This window comes from Micromonospora sp. NPDC000442, assembly GCF_042898635.1.
Taxonomy (GTDB): Bacteria; Actinomycetota; Actinomycetes; order Mycobacteriales; family Micromonosporaceae; genus Micromonospora.
Genome location: NZ_JBIAYZ010000007.1, coordinates 154,340 through 177,567 on the forward strand (window position 1 = coordinate 154,340; position 23,228 = coordinate 177,567).

A 23,228-nucleotide genomic window follows, 5' to 3' on the forward strand; every position below is an offset into this window, starting at 1 on the left:
CCGCTCGGCCGGGGCGGGTGCCGTCGGCGTCGCGTCGGACGGTGGCGCGTGGCGAGGGCTGGACGCGGTGGGGTCGCTGGCCGCGCTGCGGGGCCTGCTGTCCCGGCCGCTGGCCTCCTACCACCTGCTGCTGGCCAGCGCCGGGCTGCTGCTGTTGATCGGGCTGACCATGGTCTTCTCGGCCACCAGCGTGCGGGACTACGCCCAGGGCGGCAACGCCTCGGCGTCGCTGACCAAGCAGGCGATCTTCGCGGTGATCGGCATCGTGGCGTTCTGGGCCTGCCAGCGCCTGCCGGCCAGCACCTACCGGGCTCTGGGCCGGCCGACCCTGGCGGTCGCGGTGGGCCTGCTGATCGTGCTGAACCTGCTGGTGGCGTACGGGCGGCTGACCGACGGCGACCCGAAGATCGGCCCGCTGGAGGCCGAGATGCTCTGGCTGTACGTCGGCGAGATCAGCCTGCAACCCTCGGAGCTGGCGAAGTTCGCGCTGGTGCTGTGGGGTGCGCACGTGCTCGCCCGCAAGGGCGCGGCGCTGGGCTGGTGGCGGGAGTTGGCCACGCCGTTGTTCCCGGTGGTGGGGCTGCTCTTCGTTTTGGTCGGCTACAACGACCTGGGCAGCATGCTCTGCCTGCTGGCCCTGGTGGTGGGGTTGCTCTGGGCGGCCGGGGTGCGGCTGCGGGTCTTCGCCGCGCTCAGCACGATCGGGCTGCTCGGCATCGGCCTGCTGGTCGCGGTGGCCTCCCTCGGCGCCGGTTCCGGCGTACGGGGTGAGGATAACTACCGCCTGGCCCGGCTCACCATGTTCTTCAGCCCGCCGCCGTTGGACGCCTGCAAGGAAGAACTCTGCTACCAGATGGTCCAGGCCCGCTACGCCATCGCCAACGGCGGCTGGTTCGGCACCGGGCTGGGCCAGGGGCGGACCAAATGGGCCTGGCTGCCGGCAGCCGAGAACGACTTCATCTTCGCGGTGATCGCCGAGGAACTGGGGGTGGTCGGCTGTGCCGTGATCGTCACCCTCTTCGCCGTGCTCGGCTACACCGGCCTGCGCATCGCCCGCCGGGTCGACGACCCGTTCCGCCGGCTGGCCGCCGCTGGCGCCACCGCCTGGCTGGTCGGGCAGGCGTTCATCAACATCGGCGGGGTGATCGGGCTGCTGCCGCTTACCGGCGTACCGCTGCCCTTCATCTCCGACGGCGGCAGCGCCCTGGTGGTCACCCTCGCGGCGGTCGGCATGCTGGCCTCGTTCGCCCGCGCCGAACCCGATGCGGCCCGGGCCCTGCATGCCCGTCCGCCGGCCCGGTGGGTCCGACTAGTGTGGGCACCGTTGCCGCCGCTTCCCGGCCGGCGGCGCCGCTCGGCGCCGCCGTCGACCGCCCGGGGTTCCGTGCCTCAGGCACGTAAGCGGCGCACGGACGACCAGGCCACACCGCGTGGCACCCGGGCTGCCCGGGGTCGCGGCGGGACGGCGAGCGAGAGGAGACGTTGATGGGTCCGCTGCGTTCGGTGGTGCTCGCAGGAGGTGGCACCGGGGGGCACATCTACCCGTTGCTCGCCTTCGCCGACTGCCTGCGCCGGCACGACCCCGGCGTCCGGATCACCTGCCTCGGCACACCGAAGGGCCTGGAGAACGAGCTGATTCCACCGGCCGGGTACGACCTGCGGAACATTCCCGCCTACCAGTTGCCCCGGTCGATCAACATGAACCTGGTCCGTACCCCGGGCCGGATGTGGACCGCGGCCCGCGCGGCGGGCAAGGTCATCGACGAGGTACGCGCCGACGTGGTGGTCGGCTTCGGCGGATACGTCTCGGTGCCGGCCTACCTGGCCGCCTGGCGGCGGGAACTGCCCATCGTGATCCACGAGGTGAACGTGCCCCCGGGGGTTGCCAACCGGTTGGGTATGAAGTTCACCAAGCATGTCGCGGTCGGCTTCCCGCACCAGCCGGCGCAGGCGGAGTCGCTGCGCGACGCCCGGGTGGTCGGCGTGCCGCTGCGCCGCAGCATCGCCGGGCTGGACCGGGCGGCGATGCGTAACGCCGCGCGCGCCCACTTCGGGCTCCGCCCGGACCTGCCGGTGCTCTTCGTCGCCGGTGGCTCCCAGGGCGCTCGGTCGATCAACCTCGCGGTTTCCGGTGCGGCCAAGGAACTGGCCCGCAACGGCGTCCAGGTGCTGCACGTGATCGGCGCCCGCAACGAGCCGGTGTCGGTCCCGACCGACCTGCCGGTGCCGTACGTGACGTTGCCGTACCTGTCCGACATGGACGCCGGGTACGCGGCGGCGGACCTGATGCTCGGCCGGGGCGGGGCGATGACCTGCGCCGAGGTCGCCGCGATCGGGCTGCCGACCATCTACGTGCCCTACCCGCACAGCAACCAGGAGCAGAAGCGCAACGCGCTGCCGGTGGTCGAGGCCGGTGGCGGCCTGCTCGTCGACGACGCCGAGGTGACTCCGGACTGGCTCGAACGTACGGTGATCCCGCTGATCCGCGACCCGCAGCGGCTGCACGCGATGGGTACCGCCGCGGCGGCCTACGGGCGGCGCGACGGCGACGAGGCGCTGCTCAACTTCGTCTACGAGGCGGTGACCCGGTGAGCGCGAGGAGTGAGATGACCACGTTCAGCCCGGCGGGGACGCTGACCGCCGAGGATCTCGGCCACATTCACCTGATCGGCGTGGGCGGCGTCGGCATGAGCGGGCTGGCCCGGCTCTTCCTGACCCGGGGCCTGCCGGTCTCCGGTAGCGAACTGCGCGAGTGGCCGTCGCTGGCTGGCCTGCGGGCGCTCGGCGGGACGATCCACATGACCCACGAGACGGCCAACCTCGACGGGGTGGACACGGTCGTGTACTCCTCGGCGATCCCCGCCGATCATCTGGAGATGGTCGAGGCGCGCCGACGCGGGCTGCGGGTGCTGCACCGCTCGGAGGCCCTCGCGGCCGCGATGACCGGTCGCCGTACCGTGGCCGTCGCCGGAACCCATGGCAAGACCACCACCACCTCGATGGTCACCATGGTGCTGCAGCAGGCCGGAGCCGACCCGTCCTTCGTGATCGGTGGGGAGATCTCCGAGGTCGGTTCGGGGGCGCACCACGGCACCGGCGAGTACTTCGTGGTCGAGGCCGACGAGAGCGACCGCTCCTTCCTCATCTACCGTCCGTTCGTCTCGATCGTCACGAACATCGAGGCCGACCACCTGAACACCTACGGCGACCTGGCCAACCTGGAGGCCACCTTCGCCGAGTTCGCCCGGCTCACCGACCCGGACGGTTTCGTCATCACCTGCGCCGACGATGCGGGTGGCCGGCGGCTGGCGGCGACACTGCGCGCCGAGGGTCGTCGGGTGTACACGTACGGGGAGGCCGAGGACGCCGACCTGCGGCTGACCGACATCGTCTCCTCGGCGCGGGGGGCCCGCTACCTCGCCCACATCGACGGTCGTTCGCTTGGCGAGTTCCGGCTGCCGGTGCCGGGCCGGCACATGGGGCTCAACAGTGCCTCGGCGGTACTGGCCGCGTACCTGCTGGAGTTGCCGCTGCCGGCGGCGGAGGCCGCGCTCGCGGCCTTCCCCGGGGTGCGCCGACGCTTCGAGCGCAAGGGTGAGGTCGACGGGGTGCTGGTCTACGACGAGTACGCCTACCACCCGACCTCGATGACGCTGGCCCTGCGGACGTTGCGCGAGGTGGCCGGTGACGGCCGACTGATCGTCGTTTTCCAGCCCTACCGGCTCTACCGCACCCGGGAGTTGCAGGCGGAGATCGCTGAGGCGCTGGCTATCGCCGACGAGCTGGTGCTGCTGGAGGTCTTCGGGCCGGGCGAGCAGCGCGCTCCCGGTGAGGGCTCGACGGCGCTGGTCGAGGCGGTGTCGCTGCCGGCGGAGCGGAAGGTCTTCGTCGACACCTGGGAGGCGGCGCCGGCCGAGGTGGCCCGCCGGGCCCGCTCCGGTGACGTGGTGGTGACGATGGGGGCACCGCCGATCTCGCTGATGGGCGACGAGCTGCTGGCCGCGTTGGCGGCGCGTACCGCCGGTGCGTCGGCGCTGACCGGCACCGTCGCCGGTGGCTCGGCCGGCGGGTCGACGAGCATCGGGGGCAGTGTGCCCGGAGCCGTCGGCGTGGACGGCGCGGCGCCCGTCGCCGAATGAGTCCCGGTCCGGCCCGCGGTCGCGGCACCGGTGTGGACGGCGGTGCGGGGCGTCGCCCGGTCCGCCGGTGGCAGCTGGTACGCGCCGGCAGCGATGCGGTACCCGCCTCCACCCGGCGGTTCATGGCCCGGGCCCGGCGCCGTCGGATGCGTGCGGCGTTGCCCTGGGCGGTGGCCGGTGGCGTGGTCGCGGTGGCCGGGCTGGTGGCGTGGACGTTGCTGGGCACCGGCCTGTTCGGGGTACGCGAGGTGCGGGTGGAGGGTGCCGAACTGGTGACGGCGGTGCAGGTGCGGGACGCAGCGGACGTGCCGGACGGTGCCCCGCTGGCCCGGGTGGACCTGGCCGCGCTGGCCGGCCGGATCGGTGCCCTGCCGCCGGTGGAGCGGGTCACCGTCACCCGGGACTGGCCGGACGCGTTGGTGGTACGGCTGACCGAGCGCACGGGGGCGGCGGTGGTGCCGCGCGGGGAGCAGTTCGCGGTGCTCGACGCCGCCGGTGTGGTTTTCCGGACGGTGCCGCAGCGCCCGGACGGCCTGCCGTTGGTGCGGCTGGCCACGCCCGGTCCGGACGATCCGGACACCCGGGCGGGTCTGGAGGTGCTCGGTGTGCTCACCCCGGAGCTGCTCGACCAGCTGGTCGAGATCAGCGTCGAGGGGTTGGCCCGGATCAGCCTGAGGTTGCAGGACGACCGTACGGTGTTCTGGGGCGACGCGACCCGTGGCGCGGACAAGGCGCGGGTGGCCACCGCGCTGCTTGACCAGGACGCGGCCCGGATCGACGTGAGCGCGCCGGACGTGGTCACCTTCCGGTGAGCGGCCGGTCAGTGGGTGAGCCGTCTCGCTACACCGGCGACACGCCGGAGCGGTCCTTGGCTCATCGCTCGGCTGCGCTTACGTTGCCCCGAAGAGGATCAGTGGTTGACATAACTCTAACCCTCTAGTAGAGGGTCAGGGTTTACCTCTCGACCTCGGTGGTGGTAACTGCGTCGACCGTCGGTCCGGCCAGGCCGTAGCCGGTCGGGGAGTAGCCGATCTCGAAGGAAAGGACCGGAGATGACACCTCCGCACAACTACCTGGCGGTCATCAAGGTCGTCGGCATCGGGGGTGGCGGCGTCAACGCCGTCAACCGGATGATCGAGGTTGGGCTCAAGGGCGTCGAGTTCATCGCGATCAACACGGACGCGCAGGCGCTGCTGATGAGCGACGCCGACGTCAAGCTCGACGTCGGCCGCGAACTGACCCGGGGGCTGGGCGCCGGCGCCAACCCGGACGTCGGCAAGAATGCCGCCGAGGACCATCGCGACGAGATCGAGGAGGTCCTCAAGGGGGCCGACATGGTCTTCGTGACCTGCGGTGAGGGTGGTGGTACCGGCACCGGCGGCGCGCCCGTGGTGGCGAACATCGCCCGGAAGCTCGGCGCGCTGACCATCGGTGTGGTCACCCGTCCGTTCTCCTTCGAGGGTAAGCGCCGCCAGGTGCAGGCCGAGGCCGGCATCGACGAGCTGCGCAACCAGTGCGACACCCTGATCGTCATTCCCAACGACCGGCTGCTGGCTCTCGGTGATCGCAACATCAGCATGATGGACGCGTTCCGGACGGCCGACCAGGTGCTGCTCTCCGGTGTGCAGGGCATCACCGACCTGATCACCACGCCGGGTCTGATCAACCTCGACTTCGCGGACGTCAAGAGCGTGATGAGCGGCGCGGGCAGCGCGCTGATGGGCATCGGTAGCGCCCGGGGTGAGAACCGCGCGGTCGAGGCCGCCGAGGCCGCCATCTCCAGCCCGTTGCTGGAGCAGAGCATGGACGGTGCCCGTGGCGTGCTGCTCTCCATCGCCGGTGGTTCCGATCTCGGCCTGTTCGAGATCAACGACGCGGCCCAGCTGGTCACCGACGCGGCCCACCCGGACGCGAACATCATCTTCGGTGCGGTCATCGACGACGCGCTCGGCGACGAGGTGCGGGTCACCGTGATCGCGGCGGGCTTCGACGGCGGCACACCGGCGTACAAGGCGGCCGAGCCGGCCCGCAAGACCAACCAGAACCAGCCGGCACAGCCGAGCACGCCGATCCTGCCGTCGCCTGCTGCCCCGGCCACGCCGCAGTCGCCGCGCCGGGTGCTCTTCGACGACGTGGACGTGCCCGACTTCCTGAAGAACGGGTCCTGAACACCGCCGATGACCGACAGCCAAGCCCCGGCGAGAGCCGACCGGCGCGCGGAGATTGCCGCCGCGCTCGCCCGCGTACGCTCCCGCATCGCCGACGCCTGCGCCGCCGCGGGCCGGAACCGGGCGGAAGTGACAATGATCGCGGTGACCAAGACCTACCCGGCGTCCGATGTGGTGACGTTGGTCGGCCTCGGCGTGACCGACGTGGGGGAGAACCGCGACCAGGAGGCGGCGACCAAGGCGGCGCAGGTCGCCGCCGCCGGAGTCACCCCGCGCTGGCATTTCGTCGGCCGGTTGCAGCGCAACAAGGTCAAGTCGGTGCTGCGGTACGCGGACGTGGTGCAGTCCGTCGACAGCGTCCGTTTGGCGTCCGCGTTGGACGCCGGCGTCACCGCCATCGGCCGGGACCGGCCGTTGGACGTGCTGGTGCAGGTCAGCGTCGACGGTGATACGGCGCGGGGCGGTGCGGTGCCGGACTCGGCCGATCCGGACGTCGGCCTCGGCGCGGTCACCGAGGCGGTCGCCGCCGCCGGTGGGCTGCGGCTGGCCGGCCTGATGGCGGTGGCGCCGCTGGGCTGGGAGCCGGAGCGTGCCTTCGCCCGGCTGGCAACCGTCGCGGCGCTGGTGCGGGCGGACCATCCGCAGGCCACGGAGCTGTCCGCCGGCATGAGTGGCGACCTGGAGGCGGCGATCGGTTACGGCGCGACACATGTCCGCGTCGGCAGCGCGTTGCTCGGAATGCGTCCCACGCTGCGGTAGCCTGGCCGCGAGGGAAGCAAATTACATCAGTGTTGTTTGTGGGAACGGCCTTCCCGGCGACGGGGGGCGTGACGTGCAACGCGAATTGCGCGTCGGGGGATTGCCGTTCCTGTCCGGTGGGCAGGAATGGTCCACTCGCGACAGGCGACACGGCGGGGGCGTGTGCCGCACGGCGGACGGGAAGGGCGCGGGGATGGGTGCACTGCGCAAGGCGGGGGTCTGGCTCGGACTGGTCGAAGAGGACGACGAGCGGGCCTACGACGACGGTGGCTACGACAAGGGTGGCTACCGGGAGTCGCGCTACCGGCAGAGCCGGTACGCCGAGGAGTTCGCCGACGAGGAGGAGGAGCCGGAGGAGCCGCCGGCGCCCCGGCCACGGCTGGGTGACCGTGGGCGTCTGAGCGAGCGGTCGGGCCGGTTGGGCGAGGCCGAGCGGCTGGAGTCCGAGCGTCCGGAGCGGTCCGAGCGGTCCGAGCGGGCCAGTGTCCGGTCGATCACCCGGTCCACCGGCGAGCCGTCCGGCGCGCTGACGTACCACACCCGGGACAATCTCGCCCTGGCGCCGCAGGTGCAGCAGCGTGAGCGCGCGCTGGTGCCGGAGGAGGAGCAGCGCTACCAGATCACCACGCTGCACCCGACCACCTACCGCGAGGCGCGCACGATCGGCGAGCACTTCCGCGACGGGGTGCCGGTGATCATCAACCTCACCGAGATGGACGAGGCGGATGCCCGCCGTCTGGTGGACTTCGCCGCCGGGCTGGCCTTCGGGCTGCGCGGTACGATCGAGCGCGTGACCAACCGGGTGTTCCTGCTCTCACCGGCCAATGTCCAGGTCACCGCGGAGGACAAGGCCAAGATCGCTGAGGGCGGGTTCTTCAGCCTGAGTTGACCCGCCCGACCCGAGGGACGTCGCCTGCCGTGTTGTCGATCTTGTTACAGGTTCTCTACCTGACCACGTACATCTTCCTGATCGTTCTTTTGGCCCGTTTCGTACTCAGCGCGGTGTTGCAGTACGGCCGACGCTGGCAGCCTGGTCGGGGAGCGTCAGCCGGACTGGAATCCGTGTGGAGCGTCACTGATCCCCCGCTCCGGGCGTTGAGGCGTGTGATCCCTCCGCTGCGAATTGGTACCGTGAGCATCGACCTGGCCTCCCTTGTGCTCCTGGTTATCCTGTTCGTGCTGATGAGGTTTGTGTTAGAGCCGGCGATCATCAGGACCGCCTGATGACCGACGCGCTATCGCGGCCGCAACTGACCCGAGGAGTTTCGATGCCGCTGACCCCGGCCGACGTCCATAACGTCGCCTTCAAGAAGCCGCCGATCGGCAAGCGGGGCTACGACGAGGAGGAGGTCGACGCCTTCCTGGACGAGGTCGAGCGCGAACTCGCCCGTCTGATCGAGGAGAACAACGAACTGCGCGCCCAGGTGGAGCGCGGTGGGCGGGGCGGTGCCCCGGCCGGCCCCGGCGGCGACGCCCGCCTGGCGGCCGAGCTGAACGACGTCAAGGCCCAGCTCGACCGGGTGCAGCGCGACAAGGCCGCCGCCGAGCAGGCCGCCCGCGCCATGCAGGCCGAGCTGGAGCAGGTCCGCTCCGTCGGTGTCGGTGGCGCCGTGGCCGGCCCGGACGGCGAGCAGCAGGCGCTGCGCGTGCTCATGATGGCCCAGCGCACCGCCGACGACCACGTCTCCGACGCTCGCCGCGAGGCCGACCAGCTGCTCTCCGAGGCCCGTTCCAAGGCCGAGGAGGTCACCCGCGAGGCCCGCGCCAAGGCTGACGCGCTGGAGCGCGACGCCCGGCAGCGGCACCAGGAGGCCATGGGCGGCCTGGACGCCAAGCGCACCGCGTTGCAGAAGCACATCGAGGAGCTCAAGCAGTTCGAGCGGGAGTACCGCACCCGGCTCAAGGCGTACCTGGAGAGCCAGCTGCGTGACCTCGACGGCCGTGGCCAGGGCCTGGAGGCCGAGATGACCCGCGGCGAGGGCGCCCGGGCCGCCGGCAACGGGCTCGCCGCTGCGGGTCTCGCCGGGTCCTACGGCGGGGGCCGCTCCGGCGCGCTTGAGGCCGGTCGCTGAACCGGGTTGGTGACTGCCGCCAGCGCGGCGATCACCCGCCCTGCCTCATCGGTACGACACGGCGAGGGTGAGCCATGATAGTCATCAGTCTCGCGCTCATTCTCGTCGCTGTGGTGCTGCTGGTCTTCGGCCTGGCCGGTGGCTCCAGCCCACTGCTGGTCGTCTCGATCGGGGCCAGCTTGCTGGCCGCCGTGGCACTGGTGGCGGGCGCCCGCCAGGCGGCTGGCCGGGCCTCGGCTCCCAACGGTGCTCCGGCTGGCCACGGCGGTCGCGACGGCGACGGGCGTGGGTCGGGCATTCCGACCCAGCAGACCTCGGCAACCGTGGACACCGGCGATGCCGGGTGGCGGCAACCACCCGGCTCGCCGGTGACCGGGCCGCGCGAGCGGTCGGGCGTCGCCGACGGGTACGACGACGAGCCGGCGACCGAGGAGATTACGGCGGAGCAGGCCGCCCGGGTGGCCCGCCTAGCGGACGAGGTGCGGGTCGTCGACGGTCGGCCGCGGTACCACCTCGACGAGTGCCCGCACCTGGTCGGCCGGGAGCACGAACCGCTGCCCGTCGCCGAGGCGGTCGAACTCGGCTTTACCCCCTGTGCCCACTGCACGCCGGACACGGTGTTGCTGGCGGAAACCGAGCGCCGCTGACTTGGCCCCGATGGACGACGCGCTCATCGTCGCCGTACGGGTGAAACCGGGCGCCTCCCGGGCCCGCGTGGGCGGCCGGTTCGACGGTCCGCACGGGCCCGCTCTCGTCATCGCGGTGCACCCTCCGGCGGCCGACGGTCGGGCCACCGAGGCTGCCCGTCGCGCGCTGGCCGCCGCGCTCGGCGTTCGGCCGGCCACCGTGTCGCTGCGCACCGGCGCGGCGAGCAGAGACAAGCTTTTCCTGGTCACCCCGTCCGGGCCGGATCTGGCCGGCCGGTTGAGCCGGTTGCGGGACGGCGTGGAACCGGCCGGCTGAGTGGCGGTCATCTGCTAGCGTTCCCTTTGCCCTGAAATGGCAGTAACCGGGGTGGAACGGGCGTTGCGGTGCGGCACGTTGTCGGACGCCTTTACGTTCCGTATCCTTGCCAACCTCCGGAGTGCGCGGCCCCGTGGCCGCGCGCCCGTTTTGTACCTGGGGCGGCCGATGCGGCGGCCCCTGTCGAGGCGTCGCGGGCTCACCGCGGCTCCGTGGCCGAGGGAGCGACGATGGCCAAGCCAGCCGACACCAGGACCGCAGGCCGCAAGCCTGCGGCGAAGTCCACCCGCAGCGCCGCGGAGACCGAGAAGATCCGGGCCGCGTTGGCGGCCCGGCACGAGGAACTGCGAGCCGAGTACGATCAGACGCTGAGCGAGATCACCGAGCTGCAGCGCGACCGCCTCACCGACTCGGCCGGGGACGACCAGGCCGACACCGGCACCAAGACGTTCGAGCGGGAGCAGGAGATCTCCCTCGCCAACAGCATCCTGGAACGGATCACGCAGGTCGAGCGCGCTCTGGAGCGCCTCGATGAGGGTGGCTACGGCTGGTGCGAGCGATGCGGCAACCCCATCCCGGTGGAGCGGCTGGCCGCGTTCCCGTCGGCCACCCTCTGCGTGACCTGCAAGCAGCTGGAGGAGCGGCGCTGACGGCACGCTCCCCGGCGTCCATGCGCAGCGGTGCGACCGTACCGCCGCGATAGTCGATGGGGAGCAGATGAGCGCAGCACCGCCCGCTGGATCCGGCACCACCGGGTCGGGCACCGCCACGAGATCGCGGCGCCGATCCGTCACGATCCTCCTCTCGCTCGCGGTGTTCGCGCTGGCCGTCGACCTGTTGACCAAGCACCTGTCCCTCCAGGAACTCGGCGACCGCGAGCCGGTGCGACTGCTGGGTGGGGCTCTCTACCTGTCGCTGACCCGCAACAGCGGGGCCGCGTGGAGTCTGGGCAAGGACTACACATTCATTTTCCCGATCATCGCGATCGGGGTGCTGGGCTGGATCGCCTGGATGGCGCGGACGTTGCGCTCGGTGCCGTGGGCGATCGCGCTGGGCCTGGTGGTCGGTGGCGTTGTCGGCAATCTGATCGATCGGATCTTCCGGGCACCGGGCTGGTTCGTCGGGCACGTGGTCGACATGTTCAGCGTCTTCGACCCGTACGGTCGGGTCTTCCCGATCTTCAATGTCGCCGACAGCGCGCTGGTCTGCGGTGTGCTGCTCGCCGTCGGGCTGGAGTTCACCGGACGCCAGCGCGACGGCACCCGGGCGCTGCCCGACGACCGGCGGGGTGACACCGGCCGGGAGGACACACCGGCCCCGGACGGCACGGCAGACCGACAGCCCGCCAGGGCAGGCGACCTGGGCGACACCGACGGCGGACGGCGGGATCTGGCGTGACGGCCATCTTCGCCGCCGGCGGCGACCAGCGGAGCCTGCCGGTACCCGACGGACTCGACGGAATGCGGCTGGACCAGGCCGTCGCCAGGCTGTTCGGCCTGTCCCGTACCGCCGCCGCCGCGCTCGTCGACGCCGGTGAGGTACTTGTTGACGGTGCGGTACGTGCCAACTCGCACAAGGTGCGGGCGGGTTCCTGGCTGGAGGTGACGCTGCCCGCGCCGGCCACGGCGCCGGTGGTGGTGCCCCAGGCGGTGCCCGGCCTGCGCGTGGTGTACGCCGACGACGACATCGTGGTGGTGGACAAACCGGTCGGCGTGGCGGCGCATCCCAGTCCCGGCTGGACCGGACCGACCGTGATCGGCGGGCTTGCCGCGATCGGGCACACGATCGCCACCAGCGGCGCCGCCGAGCGTCAGGGCGTCGTGCACCGCCTCGACGTCGGCACCACCGGCGTCATGGTGGTGGCCAAGAGCGAGCAGGCGTACAGCGTCCTGAAGCGGGCCTTCAAGTATCGGGAGGTGGAGAAGCGCTACCACGCGGTGGTGCAGGGGCACCTGGACCCGTTGCGGGGCACCATCGACGCCCCGATCGACAGGCATCCGCACCACGACTACCGCTGGGCGGTGGTCTCCGACGGTAAACCGAGCATCACCCACTACGACACCATCGAGGCGTTTCCGTCCGCGAGCCTGGTCGACGTTCGGCTGGAAACCGGCCGTACGCACCAGATCCGGGTGCACTTCTCGACGCTGCGGCATCCGTGCGTCGGTGACCTCACGTACGGAGCCGATCCGACACTCGCCGCCCGGCTCGGACTGGACCGGCAGTGGTTGCACGCCAGAGAGTTGAGCTTCGAGCACCCCCGTACGGGGGACGAGGTCCGCTTCGTCAGCGACTACCCTGACGATCTGGGACGCGCGTTGGACATCCTCCGCGACTGACGCGTCCCACCCGTTCCGACCGACCGACGAGGGGACCGCCCGTGCGCGCCGGCGATCTGCTGCGGAAGTTGGACCAGCGACTGCTGCCTCGCCTCGCGGCCACGGTGACTCGGCTGGGCCACGGTCCGAGCCGCACGCCGCTGCTCGGGTGGGTGGCGATGCTGTCGTGCACCACGGTGCTGGCCACGGCCGTCCTCGCCACCGGTGGCCCGCCCGTGCAGGACCGCACGGTCGGCGAGGTGACCCGGGTGGGCGTGGTCGAGGGCGACTCCATCCCCCGTTACGAGGCGACCGCCGCGGCCGACCTGGCCGCGTTGGCCGGCTCGCTCGGCGACGGCACGTACGCCCTGGTCTCGCTCACCGAGTACCTCACCCCGGCCCGGCTCGCCGCAGTGGTCGGTGACGTGGGGGTTGCGGTGGTGTTCGGACGGGTGCCGCTGCCGGATCGGCAGACCGAGATCGTCCGTATTCCGACCCAGCGGGTGCCGGAGGACGTGACGGCCGGAATGATCAAGCTCGCCGAGCGCAAGGAGCGGGAGGCCGCCGACTATCGGGCCCGGGCCACCGCGCTGGGCGGTGGTGGACCGGAGGAACGCGAACTGCGCGGCCTGTACCTCAGCGGCGCCCAGGTCGCGGCGGCGGAGGCGGCCGCGTTCCGGGCCGAGTGCGCCTGCCTCTACGCCCTGGTGGTACGCGCCGAACCGGCGAAGCTACGCGGCGTCGCGGCCCGGTCCGGGGTGCGGGTGGTGGATCCCGCTCCGGAGGTCCGGCGGTTGGAGCGGACCGTCTTCACCCCGCCGCTGCCCGAGCAGCGGGATGTCGTCCGGCCGCCGGTCGACCGGACGGCCACACCGGAACCGACAGCGAGTGCGACCGCCACCGCCAGTGCCACCGCGCCCGTCACCGACAGCCCGCCCGCACCGGAGCCGACCGTGGCGGACCGCTCGCTGACACCGCCGGAGGTGACGGATCCGTCACCGTCTCCGTCGGTGCCTTCGCCCGCACCTTCGGCTTCGACCTGGACGCCGTCCACCTCGGCAGACACCGTCGACGAGGATGATCCAGAGCCCACACCTTGACGGTTGTCGACACACCCGGGTGTCGCCCGGTGTGGCCCTAGAAGGGTTTCGTTCGTAGCCTGTCAGACGGAGACCGAAGCGCTGGGGAGGCGATCCGTGGAGGGCAGCGAGACCGGTTGGGGACGGCCCGCCGAACCGGCACCGCGGTGGCGGGCGTTGCTCGACCGAGCCCGCCTCGGCGGACGCAGCGCAGAGCCGGCCGCCACCGAGCGGCGGGCCGAGGAACCACCGCCGGCACCGTCGCCTGAGCCGTTGCCGCGGCGGGGGCCCGGCACCGGCTACGCGGGGCGGGTGCCGGCCGTCGGGCAGCCGGCGGACCGGTCGTACGGCGAGGAGCCGGCCTACCGCGCCGAACCTGCCTACCGCGCCGAACCTGCCTACCGCGCCGAACCTGCCTACCGGGTCGACCCGGCGCACCCGGCCCAGCCGTACCGGGGAGAGCCGGCGCAGCCGCCGTACCCGGCGGTGCCCGAGCCGCGCCGACCGGAGCCGGTGGAGTCCCGGTACACCCTGCTGGACAACGGCTACCGGCACGCCGCGCCGCCGGTGGAGTCCCGGTACGCCCTGCTGGACAACGGCGGATACCAGCCGCCCTCGGCGGCGGTGGCGCCGCCTGCCGTGGCGCCACCGGGTCCGGTACCGGCGGCGGCGCCGTTGCCGGCGGTGGCACCGCCCGCCCCGCCACCGGGTGTGCTGCCACCGGCCACGGTGACCGGCCGCCCCGGCCCCATCGAGTGGCGTGCGCAGAGCGCTGGCAGCGACCTCGAACGGGCCGCCGCCGTACTCCGGCGCGACCTGGGCACACCCCGGGTGATCGCCTTCGCCAACCCGAAGGGCGGGGTGCACAAGACCACGGCCACCGTACTGGCCGCGGCGACCGTCGGCAGCGTACGCGGCCGTGGCGTGCTGGCCTGGGACGACAACGAGCTACGCGGCACCCTCGGGCTGCGCGCCGGCAGCGCCCGGCATGCCCGCACCATCCGGCACCTGGTCGCCGATCTCGTCCAGATCGAGATCCGGGAGGGCGCCGAGCTGTTGGAGATCCTGGACGACTACCTGCGGCACGCCTCCGACGGGTCGTACGACGTGCTCGCCGGCGAGGAGAGCCCCCGGTTCGCCCAACGACTGGACCAGTTCACCGTCAAGCGGGTGCTGGAGCTGCTGCGCCGCACCCACGACGTGATCTGTGTGGACACCGGCAACAACGTGGAGAGCCCGAACTGGCGCACCGTCATGCAGGCCGCCGACCAGTTGGTGGTCACCACGGTGCCCCGCGAGGACGCCGCGTTCAGCGCGGACTGGATGCTCGACCTGCTGCACGAGGAGGGGATGGGTGAGCTGGCCGACAACGCCGTCACGCTGATCTCCTGCCCCACCCCGGGCCGGTTGCCGTTGCAGGGCGACCTGGAGAAGCACTTCGCCACCCGGACCCGCGCGGTGACCGTGGTGCCGTACGACCCGGCGCTGGAGACCGGCTCGTCGATCGAGTACCACCAGCTCCAGGGCGAGACCCGGCAGGCCTGGCTGCGGGCGGCCGCAGCGATGCTGGAGCCGTTCGGCCGCTGACCGGCATCCGGGCTACCGGCCGGTGCGGAACGTCGGCCGGAGTCGTGCCACGAACCGACCGCCCACTGACTGTCGGCCGGGCGGCATTGCCCTCGGTGGGGTGACGCAGCGTGATCGGCGCATGTCGGACGGCTCGCGGCACCTGCTGTCGCGACACGGTGTACGACCGACGAGGGTAGCTGCGAGGATCATCGGGTGAGCCCGACCACCCCCGCCGCCGAACCGCCCGCACGGCCGTCGGCTGCCCTCCCACCGTCGCCGACCGAGCCGACGACCAGATCGACCAGCCAGCCGGCGACGGACGCCGCCGTGTCGGATAGCCAGCAGGGTGCCAAGGTCACCGAGCCGACCGAGGCGGCCGCTGAGGCCACCGCGCCGGATACCAAGGTCGCCGAGCCGGCCGCTGGGGCCACCGAGCCGGGTGGCAAGGGCGCCGAGCCGGCTGCTGAGGCCACTGAGTCGAGCCGCGACCCGGCCGCGGGGGCCGCCGTCGATCCGACCGCCGGGCGGCCGGGTGGGCGTGGCCGAGTGGCCGCGTTCGGGGTGGCGACGGTGCTGGTCCTGGGCCTGCTGGGGGCACCTCTGGGGTGGCTCTGGGCGGCGGTCGCGCCGGCCACGCCGGTCATCAAGAGCGGCGACGGCGCGGTGTACGGCCTGGCGCAGCCGGAACAGCCGATCGCCGCGGACGGGTGGTTCAGCCTGCTCGGGCTGGCGTTCGGGGTGCTCACCGCGCTCGCCGTGTGGTTCCTGCTGCGTCGCCACCGGGGACCGGTGGGGCTGGTCGTCGCAGCGGCCGGTGGGCTCGCCGCCGGGTTGGTCGCCTGGCAGGTGGGGCGTCGGGTCGGCCTGACCGGCTATCAGCGGCTGCTGGACACCGCTCCCGACGGCACGCGCTTCAGCAAGCCCGCCGATCTGCGGGCCGGCGGGATCGAGCTGTTCCTCGGGGTGTTGCCGGTGCCCTACGGCAACCTGCTGCTGCCGGCGTTCGCCGCCGCGGTGACGTACACCCTGCTCGCCGGCTGGTCGCGGTGGCCGTCGCTGCGGCCCGAGCCGGAGCCGGACGTGGCCTGGCTCGCCGCGCATCCGCCGCTGCCCGCAGGGGCGGCGGGCGAGGCAGGTCCCGGGCCGACGGGCGAGGTCAGGGCGGAGCCTGCGGGTGAGGTCAGTTCGGGGCCGGCGGGGGCGACGCCAGCTCCGCCAGCGGCACCGGAACCGCCCGCACCTGGCGCAGCAGCGCCGCCTCGCGGTTGAGCAGGTGCAGCTCGGCACGCAGTCGGGCCGCCGTGCCGTCGATGGCGAGTAGTCGCTGGCGGTCGGTCACCGTCAACGCCGCGGTCGCCGCGACCAGGTGGGACAGCACCGTCGGGTCCTCGGGCAGCTGCTCGGTGAGCTGACCGGCCTCGGCCTGGATCAGGCCCAGGTACTGCCGGAAGACGGCGATCACCCGGGCCGCCAGCAGGTCGGCGGTCTCGTCCGGACCGTCCGGCTCGGGCAACCACTGCACCTCGGCGGTCAGGTACGGCGCGGAGTTCCGGTCGACGTCGCCCAACCGGAAGCGTCGTCGCCCCACGGTGACGATGTCGAAGCCGCCGTCCTCCAACTCGGTGACCTGCCGCAGCTCGGCGGTGCAGCCCACCTCGTGCAGGGTGACCTCGCCGGTGCCGGACATGTCCTGACCGACACCGGCGGCGACCTCCCAGCCACTGCGGATGGCGACCACCCCGAACTCGCGTGGTGCGCCATCGGGCAGCGCGACGAGGTGTCGGACCAGCGCGCGGTAACGCTCCTCGAAGATGTGCAGCGGCAGTACCAGCCCCGGGAAGAGCACCGTGGCGAGCGGGAACACCGGTAGCCGTGCGGTCACGTGATCAAGCGTAGCCCGATCGCCGGGCGGCGGCGTGTCCCGGCTCACCATCCCGGACAGCGGGCGGCGCCGGTCGGCCCGGCGGACGGCCGCCTAGACTCGCAGGCGTGTTGAACCGGATCGACCTCCGCGGTGGCGCGCGTGACCCGCGCCACCTGCTGCCTCGCGCCCAGCTCGACGTCTCGGTGGCGGTCGAGCGCATCCGCCCGATCGTCGCGGCGGTGCGCGAGCATGGGTATCCGGCGGTCCGCGAGGCCAGCGAGCGGTTCGACGGGATCGCTCCCGAGGTGCTGCGGGTGCCGACGGAGGCCATCGCGGCGGCGGAGGGCACGCTGGACGGCCAGGTCCGTGCGGCGCTGCTGGAGTCCATCGCCCGAGCTCGGCGGGTGCACGCCGATCAGCGACGGGTCGACCACACCACCCAGGTCGTGCCGGGCGGCACGGTCACCGAGCGGTGGATCCCGGTCGACCGGGTCGGCCTCTACGTTCCCGGTGGGCTGGCGATGTACCCGTCGACCGTGGTGATGAACGTGGTGCCCGCCCAGGCGGCCGGCGTCCGGTCGCTGGTGGTGGCCAGCCCGCCGCAGAAGGACAACGGCGGCCTGCCCGATCCGCGGGTGCTCGCCGCCTGCGCGCTGCTCGGCGTCGACGAGGTGTACGCCGTCGGCGGCGCCCAGGCCGTGGCGATGCTGGCGTACGGCTGTGCCGTAGACGCCACCGGCAGCGCGCACTGCGCACCGGTCGACATGATCACCGGCCCGGGGAACATCTGGGTCACCGCCGCGAAGCGGCTGCTGCGCGGGGTGGTCGGCATCGACGCGGAGGCCGGCCCGACCGAGATCGCGATCCTGGCCGACGACACCGCCGACCCGCTGCACGTCGCCGCCGACCTGATCAGCCAGGCCGAGCACGACCCCCTCGCGGCCAGTGTGCTGGTCACCCCGTCGGTCACGCTGGCCGATGCGGTGGACCGGGAGCTGGCCCGACTGGTACCAGCCACCAAGCACGCCGAGCGGGTCGGCACCGCGTTGGGCGGCGAGCAGAGCGGCGTGGTGCTTGTCGACGACCTGGCGGCGGGGCTGCGGGTGGTCGACGCGTACGCGGCGGAGCACCTGGAGATCCAGACCGCCGACGCCCGTCAGTGGGCGATGCGGGTACGCAACGCCGGGGCGGTCTTCGTGGGCGCGTACTCGCCGGTGTCGCTTGGCGACTACTGCGCCGGCTCCAACCACGTGCTGCCCACCGGAGGTTGCGCCCGGCACTCGTCCGGGCTGTCGGTGCAGTCGTTCCTGCGCGGCGTGCACGTGGTGGAGTACACCGAGGAGGCGCTGCGGGAGGTCGCCGGGCACGTGGTGACCCTGGCGAACGTGGAGGACCTGCCGGCGCACGGCCAGGCGGTCACCGCCCGGTTCCCCGCTGCCGCCGGGCACCCGGGCAGCGAGCCGGTCCCGCAGTCGCAGACCGGGGCTACCGCATGACCGGTCTGGACGACCTGCCGATCCGTGACGATCTGCGGGGGCTGTCGCCGTACGGTGCGCCGCAGCTGGACGTGCCGGTGCGGTTGAACACCAACGAGAACTCCCACCCGCTGCCGGAGGCGGTGGCCGAGGCGATCGGCAAGGCCCTCGCGGCGGAACTGCGCGACCTCAACCGCTACCCCGACCGGGACGCGCTGGCGTTGCGGGCCGACCTGGCCGGGTACCTCGGCCATGGGCTCACGGCAGACGGGGTGTGGGCGGCCAACGGTTCCAACGAGATCCAGCAGCAGCTGCTCCAGGCGTTCGGCGGGCCGGGACGCAGCGCGCTCGGGTTCACCCCGGCGTACTCGATGCATCCGCTGCTGGCGCTCGGCACGGGCACCCGGTGGGTGCCGGCCCGCCGGGGGGCCGACTTCGCGCTGACCGCCGACGAGGCGGTCGCGCAGGTCCGCGAGCACCAGCCGGACGTGGTCTTCCTCTGCTCGCCGAACAATCCCACCGGCACCGCGCTCGACCCGGCGGTGCTCGGCGCGGTGCTCGACGTCGCCCCGGGGATGGTGGTGGTCGACGAGGCCTACGCGGAGTTCGCCCGGCCGCGTACGGTCAGCGCCCTGACGGTGCTGCCCGGGCACCCACGGCTGGTGATCACCCGGACGATGAGCAAGGCGTTCGGGTTCGCCGGTGGCCGACTGGGTTACCTGGCCGCCGATCCGGCCGTGGTGGCGGCGGTGCAGCTGGTCCGGCTGCCGTACCACCTCTCCGCGCTCACCCAGGCCGCCGCGCGGGCCGCGTTGGCCCACTGCGACGCCCTGCTCGGTACGGTCGCCGAGATCGCCGAGCAGCGTGACCGCATCGTCGCCGAACTGCGCCGTCGTGGCCTGCGGGTGGCCGACAGCGACGCCAATTTCGTGTTGTACGAGGTGGGCGGCGACCAGTCGGTGGCCTGGCGGGCGCTGCTAACGCACGGCGTGCTGGTGCGTGACGTGGGCCTGCCCGGCTGGCTGCGGGTCACCGCCGGCACCCGGGCCGAGACCGACGCCTTCCTCGCCGCCGTGGACAGTACTCAGCGCGAGGGTTCCATCGCCCCGCAGCCGCGACCGACGAAAGGCACATCATGAGCCGGACCGCCCGGGTGGAGCGGATCACCAAGGAGACCAAGGTCCTGGTCGAGGTCGACCTCGACGGCACCGGAGTGGCCGAGATCAGCACCGGGGTCGGTTTCTACGACCACATGCTGCACCAGATCGCCCGGCACGGTGGCTTCGACCTGACCGTACGCACCGTGGGCGACCTGGAGATCGACGCACACCACACGATGGAGGACACCGCGCTGGCCCTCGGTGCCGCGTTCGACCAGGCGCTCGGCGACAAGGCGGGCATCCGCCGGTACGGTTCGGCCACCGTGCCGATGGACGAGGTGCTGGTCCGGGCGGCCGTCGACCTCTCCGGCCGGCCGTACGTGGTCCACGACGAGCCGCCCCTGGCGCCGTACATCGGCCCGGTGTATCCGACCAGCATGACCCGGCACATCTGGGAGTCCTTCGGTCAGGCGGCCCGGATCACGCTGCACGTGGACGTGTTGCGGGCGGCCCGGCCCGGCGGGCATCCGGACGCCCACCACGTGGTCGAGGCACAGTTCAAGGCGGTGTCCCGGGCGCTGCGGGAGGCCACCGCGGTGGACCCGACGGCGGGCGGGGCGATTCCCAGCACCAAGGGGGCGTTGTGACGGGCTCGGGTACGGCGCGGCGGAGGTGTCGCCGGTGAGCGGCATCCTGCCCACGTTGCTGCTGATCCTGGCCGGCGTGCTGGTCGGCGGGGCGTTGTCCCTGCACCGGCAGGGGGCACCTCGCGGTGCGGTGGTCGTCACCGCGCTGCTGGCCGTGCTGGCCACCGTCGCCGGGGTGCTCTGGCTGCTGCCGGGGGACGGGTCATGACCGGCCGGCCCGACGGCGGGGCGGCCCCGCGTGGGCTGCGTCGGATCGTGGTGCTCGACTACGGCTCGGGTAACCTGCGCTCCGCCGAGCGTGCGCTGGCCGCAGCCGGAGCCGACGTGGTGGTCACCGGTGATCTGGCCGCCGCGGCCGACGCCGACGGGCTGGTGGTTCCCGGAGTGGGTGCCTTCGCCGCCTGCGTGGCCGGCATCGAGGCGATAGGTGCCGGGTCGGTGATCGCCGGGCGGGTCGCCGCCGGCCGCCCGGTGCTGGGCATCTGTGTCGGCATGCAGATCCTCTTCGAGTCCGGTGACGAGCACGGGGTGGTGACCAAGGGACTGGGTCTGCTGCCGGGCACGGTCAGCCGGCTCGCCGCCGTCCGGCTGCCGCACATGGGTTGGAACACCGTGCAGGCGCCGGTCGGCTCGGTGCTCTTCGCCGGCCTGCCCGCCGACAGCCGGTTCTACTTCGTCCACTCGTACGCCGTCGGCGACCCCGCCGCGTTAACGGCGTCCGGGGCCCGGGTCACCACGGCCCACCATGACTGTGACTTCGTCGCGGCGGTGGAACGGGGCGCGCTGTCGGCCGTCCAGTTCCACCCCGAGAAGTCCGCCGACACCGGTGCCGCGTTGCTGCGCAACTGGCTGGCCACCGTGCCCGCCGGTGGCTGAGCCGGTGGGTGACGCCCGCAGGGAGGCACGGTGAGCAAGGAACGGGCCCAGCGCCGGGCGGCCCGCGAGGCGGAGGCGGCCCGCCAGCGGGTGCTGCGCGAGCGGGCCACCGCCCGTCGGGCCCGCCGTCGGGCGTTGGTCCGCCGGGTGGTGCCGACGGTGCGTCGGGGTCGCACGGGCCGGTTGCCGCGATACTCCCGGGGCGAGCGGGCCGCCATCGTGGCGCTCACCCTGGCCGCGATCACCCTCATCTGGGTGCTCGTGCCCGACCTGGCACTGCGGGTCGGGTTGATCCTGCTGCTGCTGCTCGTCCTGCCGGTGATCGTGGTGATCGCCCTGGACCGCCGTTGACCATGCGAGAGGGACAAGACACATGAGCCTCACCCTGTTGCCCGCCGTGGACGTCGCCGACGGCCAGGCCGTCCGGCTCGTGCAGGGCGCCGCGGGCAGCGAGACCACCTACGGCGACCCACTGGAGGCTGCGCTGGCGTGGCAGCGCGACGGTGCCGAGTGGATCCACCTGGTAGATCTCGATGCCGCGTTCGGCCGGGGCACCAACGCCGAACTGCTCGCCGAGGTGGTGCGCCGCCTCGACGTACGAGTGGAGTTGTCCGGCGGCATCCGGGACGACGCCTCGCTGCGTGCCGCGCTGGCCACCGGTGCCGAGCGGGTGAACATCGGCACCGCCGCGCTGGAGGATCCGCAGTGGTGCGACCGGGTCTGCGCGGAGTACGGCGACCGGGTCGCGATCGGGCTGGACGTGCGCGGTCGGACCCTGGCGGCCCGGGGCTGGACCCGGGACGGCGGCGACCTGTACGAGGTGCTGGAGCGGCTCGACAAGGCCGGTGCCTCCCGTTACGTGGTCACCGACATCACCAAGGACGGCACCATGCGGGGGCCGAACCTGGACCTGCTGCGCGAGGTGTGCGCCCGCACCGACGCCCCGGTGATCGCCTCCGGCGGCGTCTCCACCCTGAACGACCTGCGGGCGCTGGCCACCCTGGAGTCGGTCGGTGTGGAAGGGGTCATCGCCGGCAAGGCGCTCTACGCGGAGGCGTTCACCGTGGCTCAGGCCCTGGCGGTCCTGGCCAACCCGTGATCCCGGCCGGGGTCGGACCCCGGCCCGGCCGTGCCATCGCCCCGACGGCAGAGGAAGGACACTCCCCGTGCCCACCAACCGTGAGATCCAGCTGGCCTCGCGCCCGCAGGGCTGGCCCACCGATGACAATTTCCGACTCGTCACCGCCGAGGTCCCCACGCCCGGCCCGGGGCAGTTGCTCGTGCGCAACCGGTACATGTCGGTGGACCCGTACATGCGCGGCCGGATGAACGACGTGCGGTCCTACGTGCCGCCGTTCGCCCTGGACGCACCGCTGGACGGCGGGGCGGTCGGCGAGGTGGTCGGCGGCGAGGCCGACGGGTTCGCCCCGGGCGACACCGTGCTGCACGGTCTCGGCTGGCGGGACTACGCGCTTGTCGAGGCGAAGACCGCCCGGAAGGTCGATCCGGATCTGGCGCCGGTGACCGCCTACCTCGGTGTGCTCGGGATGACCGGGCTGACCGCGTACGCCGGGCTGCTGGAGGTGGCCGCGATGCGTCCCGGCGAGACGGTCTTCGTCTCCGGGGCGGCCGGCGCGGTCGGCAGCATGGTCGGCCAGATCGCCCGGCTCCGCGGTGCCGGCCGGGTGATCGGCAGCGCCGGGTCGACGGCCAAGGTCGAGCGACTGCGGGCGCTCGGCTTCGACGCCGCGTTCGACTACCACGACGGCCCGGTACGCGACCTGCTGCGGGCCGCCGCCCCTGACGGCGTCGACGTCTACTTCGACAACGTCGGCGGCGAGCACCTGGAGGCGGCCATCTCGTCGATGAACCTGCACGGTCGGGCGGCGATCTGCGGCATGATCGCGCAGTACAACGACACCGAGGCGCCGGCTGCCCCGCGCAACCTGGCCCAGGTCATCGGCAAGCGGCTGACCCTGCGCGGCTTCCTGGTCAGCGACCACGGCCACCTGCGGGAGCAGTTCGTCCAGGAGGTCTCCGGGTGGCTGCGCGAGGGCACGCTGGCGTACGACGAGACGATCGTCGACGGCCTGGAGAACGCCCCGGCGGCCTTCCTCGGCCTGCTGCGCGGCGAGAACCTCGGCAAGATGCTGGTGCGGCTGTGACCGGCGGCGCACCCCGTCGACCCGGCCGGGCCGG

26 protein-coding genes are annotated in these 23,228 nt (G+C 72.8%); 25 read left to right on the forward strand and 1 reads right to left on the reverse strand.

The genetic code is table 11. From position 1 onward, the window contains the following. Nucleotides 1-76: 76 nt before the first annotated feature. The 17 genes from ACFY2A_RS13690 to ACFY2A_RS13770 all read left to right on the forward strand — a co-directional run bounded on the left by ACFY2A_RS13690 (nucleotide 77) and on the right by ACFY2A_RS13770 (nucleotide 16,336). Entirely contained in the window at nucleotides 77-1,486 is a 1,410-nt protein-coding gene (locus ACFY2A_RS13690) for an FtsW/RodA/SpoVE family cell cycle protein (protein WP_387171752.1), read from the forward strand. Next, nucleotides 1,486-2,592 carry an undecaprenyldiphospho-muramoylpentapeptide beta-N-acetylglucosaminyltransferase gene (gene murG / locus ACFY2A_RS13695; RefSeq protein WP_093401146.1) on the forward strand — a complete coding sequence of 369 codons (1,107 nt, stop codon included), beginning with the start codon at nucleotides 1,486-1,488 and terminating at the stop codon, nucleotides 2,590-2,592. The genes ACFY2A_RS13690 and murG overlap by 1 nt, the downstream gene beginning before the upstream one ends. 14 nt (nucleotides 2,593-2,606) lie before the next feature. Then, the gene (murC, locus tag ACFY2A_RS13700; protein ID WP_387171494.1) at nucleotides 2,607-4,139 is read left to right on the forward strand and encodes a UDP-N-acetylmuramate--L-alanine ligase; all 1,533 of its coding nucleotides are present in this window, start codon (nucleotides 2,607-2,609) and stop codon (nucleotides 4,137-4,139) included. Nucleotides 4,140-4,171: 32 nt separating this feature from the next. Continuing rightward, a complete protein-coding gene (locus tag ACFY2A_RS13705) occupies nucleotides 4,172-4,951 on the forward strand; it encodes a cell division protein FtsQ/DivIB (RefSeq protein WP_387171754.1) in 780 nt (259 codons plus the stop codon). 240 nt (nucleotides 4,952-5,191) lie between these two features. Further along, a complete protein-coding gene (gene ftsZ, locus ACFY2A_RS13710) occupies nucleotides 5,192-6,307 on the forward strand; it encodes a cell division protein FtsZ (RefSeq protein ID WP_363924439.1) in 1,116 nt (371 codons plus the stop codon). Between the two features lie 9 nt (nucleotides 6,308-6,316). Further along, nucleotides 6,317-7,066 carry a YggS family pyridoxal phosphate-dependent enzyme gene (locus ACFY2A_RS13715; RefSeq protein ID WP_387171496.1) on the forward strand — a complete coding sequence of 250 codons (750 nt, stop codon included), beginning with the start codon at nucleotides 6,317-6,319 and terminating at the stop codon, nucleotides 7,064-7,066. Between the two features lie 193 nt (nucleotides 7,067-7,259). Beyond that, on the forward strand, nucleotides 7,260-7,955 hold the full coding sequence (locus tag ACFY2A_RS13720; protein WP_363924437.1) for a cell division protein SepF: 696 nt from the start codon (nucleotides 7,260-7,262) through the stop codon (nucleotides 7,953-7,955). 29 nt (nucleotides 7,956-7,984) lie between these two features. Continuing rightward, nucleotides 7,985-8,290, forward strand: coding sequence for a YggT family protein (locus tag ACFY2A_RS13725; protein WP_309223421.1), 306 nt, complete (start codon nucleotides 7,985-7,987; stop codon nucleotides 8,288-8,290). 44 nt (nucleotides 8,291-8,334) lie between these two features. Beyond that, nucleotides 8,335-9,138 carry a DivIVA domain-containing protein gene (locus ACFY2A_RS13730; RefSeq protein ID WP_093401139.1) on the forward strand — a complete coding sequence of 268 codons (804 nt, stop codon included), beginning with the start codon at nucleotides 8,335-8,337 and terminating at the stop codon, nucleotides 9,136-9,138. A gap of 74 nt (nucleotides 9,139-9,212) precedes the next feature. Beyond that, a complete protein-coding gene (locus tag ACFY2A_RS13735; RefSeq protein ID WP_387171499.1) occupies nucleotides 9,213-9,785 on the forward strand; it encodes a hypothetical protein in 573 nt (190 codons plus the stop codon). A 10-nt stretch (nucleotides 9,786-9,795) separates the two neighbouring features. Further along, nucleotides 9,796-10,101 (forward strand): DUF167 domain-containing protein, encoded by a 306-nt coding sequence (locus ACFY2A_RS13740; RefSeq protein WP_363924434.1) that lies wholly within the window; start codon nucleotides 9,796-9,798, stop codon nucleotides 10,099-10,101. Between the two features lie 230 nt (nucleotides 10,102-10,331). Then, nucleotides 10,332-10,751 (forward strand): TraR/DksA C4-type zinc finger protein, encoded by a 420-nt coding sequence (locus tag ACFY2A_RS13745; RefSeq protein ID WP_164449180.1) that lies wholly within the window; start codon nucleotides 10,332-10,334, stop codon nucleotides 10,749-10,751. Nucleotides 10,752-10,818: 67 nt separating this feature from the next. Next, a complete protein-coding gene (gene lspA / locus ACFY2A_RS13750) occupies nucleotides 10,819-11,499 on the forward strand; it encodes a signal peptidase II (RefSeq protein WP_387171502.1) in 681 nt (226 codons plus the stop codon). After that, nucleotides 11,496-12,440, forward strand: coding sequence for an RluA family pseudouridine synthase (locus ACFY2A_RS13755; RefSeq protein ID WP_363924432.1), 945 nt, complete (start codon nucleotides 11,496-11,498; stop codon nucleotides 12,438-12,440). The genes lspA and ACFY2A_RS13755 overlap by 4 nt, the downstream gene beginning before the upstream one ends. A gap of 41 nt (nucleotides 12,441-12,481) precedes the next feature. Next, nucleotides 12,482-13,519, forward strand: a complete 1,038-nt coding sequence (locus ACFY2A_RS13760) for a hypothetical protein (protein ID WP_387171504.1) — start codon at nucleotides 12,482-12,484, stop codon at nucleotides 13,517-13,519. A 96-nt stretch (nucleotides 13,520-13,615) separates the two neighbouring features. After that, nucleotides 13,616-15,085: an AAA family ATPase gene (locus tag ACFY2A_RS13765; protein ID WP_387171506.1), complete on the forward strand. Its 1,470-nt coding sequence runs from the start codon at nucleotides 13,616-13,618 to the stop codon at nucleotides 15,083-15,085. A 195-nt stretch (nucleotides 15,086-15,280) separates the two neighbouring features. Then, nucleotides 15,281-16,336, forward strand: coding sequence for a DUF2567 domain-containing protein (locus ACFY2A_RS13770; protein ID WP_387171508.1), 1,056 nt, complete (start codon nucleotides 15,281-15,283; stop codon nucleotides 16,334-16,336). Here the strand turns inward: ACFY2A_RS13770 and ACFY2A_RS13775 are convergent. Further along, nucleotides 16,248-16,949: an LON peptidase substrate-binding domain-containing protein gene (locus ACFY2A_RS13775; RefSeq protein WP_387171510.1), complete on the reverse strand. Its 702-nt coding sequence runs from the start codon at nucleotides 16,947-16,949 to the stop codon at nucleotides 16,248-16,250. The genes ACFY2A_RS13770 and ACFY2A_RS13775 overlap by 89 nt on opposite strands. Before the next feature lie 107 nt (nucleotides 16,950-17,056). Between ACFY2A_RS13775 and hisD the strand changes: the two genes are divergently transcribed. The 8 genes from hisD to ACFY2A_RS13815 all read left to right on the forward strand — a co-directional run bounded on the left by hisD (nucleotide 17,057) and on the right by ACFY2A_RS13815 (nucleotide 23,194). Next, nucleotides 17,057-18,427, forward strand: coding sequence for a histidinol dehydrogenase (hisD, locus tag ACFY2A_RS13780; protein WP_387171512.1), 1,371 nt, complete (start codon nucleotides 17,057-17,059; stop codon nucleotides 18,425-18,427). Beyond that, entirely contained in the window at nucleotides 18,424-19,545 is a 1,122-nt protein-coding gene (locus ACFY2A_RS13785; RefSeq protein WP_387171514.1) for a histidinol-phosphate transaminase, read from the forward strand. The genes hisD and ACFY2A_RS13785 overlap by 4 nt, the downstream gene beginning before the upstream one ends. Next, nucleotides 19,542-20,153 carry an imidazoleglycerol-phosphate dehydratase HisB gene (hisB, locus tag ACFY2A_RS13790; protein WP_099844733.1) on the forward strand — a complete coding sequence of 204 codons (612 nt, stop codon included), beginning with the start codon at nucleotides 19,542-19,544 and terminating at the stop codon, nucleotides 20,151-20,153. Before ACFY2A_RS13785 ends, hisB begins: the two co-directional genes overlap by 4 nt. 34 nt (nucleotides 20,154-20,187) lie before the next feature. Beyond that, the gene (locus ACFY2A_RS13795) at nucleotides 20,188-20,361 is read left to right on the forward strand and encodes a hypothetical protein (protein ID WP_204014001.1); all 174 of its coding nucleotides are present in this window, start codon (nucleotides 20,188-20,190) and stop codon (nucleotides 20,359-20,361) included. Between the two features lie 35 nt (nucleotides 20,362-20,396). Next, nucleotides 20,397-21,029, forward strand: a complete 633-nt coding sequence (gene hisH / locus ACFY2A_RS13800) for an imidazole glycerol phosphate synthase subunit HisH (RefSeq protein ID WP_387171756.1) — start codon at nucleotides 20,397-20,399, stop codon at nucleotides 21,027-21,029. A gap of 30 nt (nucleotides 21,030-21,059) precedes the next feature. Beyond that, nucleotides 21,060-21,380, forward strand: a complete 321-nt coding sequence (locus ACFY2A_RS13805) for a hypothetical protein (protein ID WP_363924423.1) — start codon at nucleotides 21,060-21,062, stop codon at nucleotides 21,378-21,380. A gap of 22 nt (nucleotides 21,381-21,402) precedes the next feature. Beyond that, nucleotides 21,403-22,128: a bifunctional 1-(5-phosphoribosyl)-5-((5-phosphoribosylamino)methylideneamino)imidazole-4-carboxamide isomerase/phosphoribosylanthranilate isomerase PriA gene (gene priA / locus ACFY2A_RS13810; protein WP_387171517.1), complete on the forward strand. Its 726-nt coding sequence runs from the start codon at nucleotides 21,403-21,405 to the stop codon at nucleotides 22,126-22,128. A gap of 67 nt (nucleotides 22,129-22,195) precedes the next feature. Further along, the gene (locus ACFY2A_RS13815) at nucleotides 22,196-23,194 is read left to right on the forward strand and encodes an NADP-dependent oxidoreductase (RefSeq protein ID WP_363924421.1); all 999 of its coding nucleotides are present in this window, start codon (nucleotides 22,196-22,198) and stop codon (nucleotides 23,192-23,194) included. The last annotated feature ends 34 nt before the right edge of the window (nucleotides 23,195-23,228 follow it).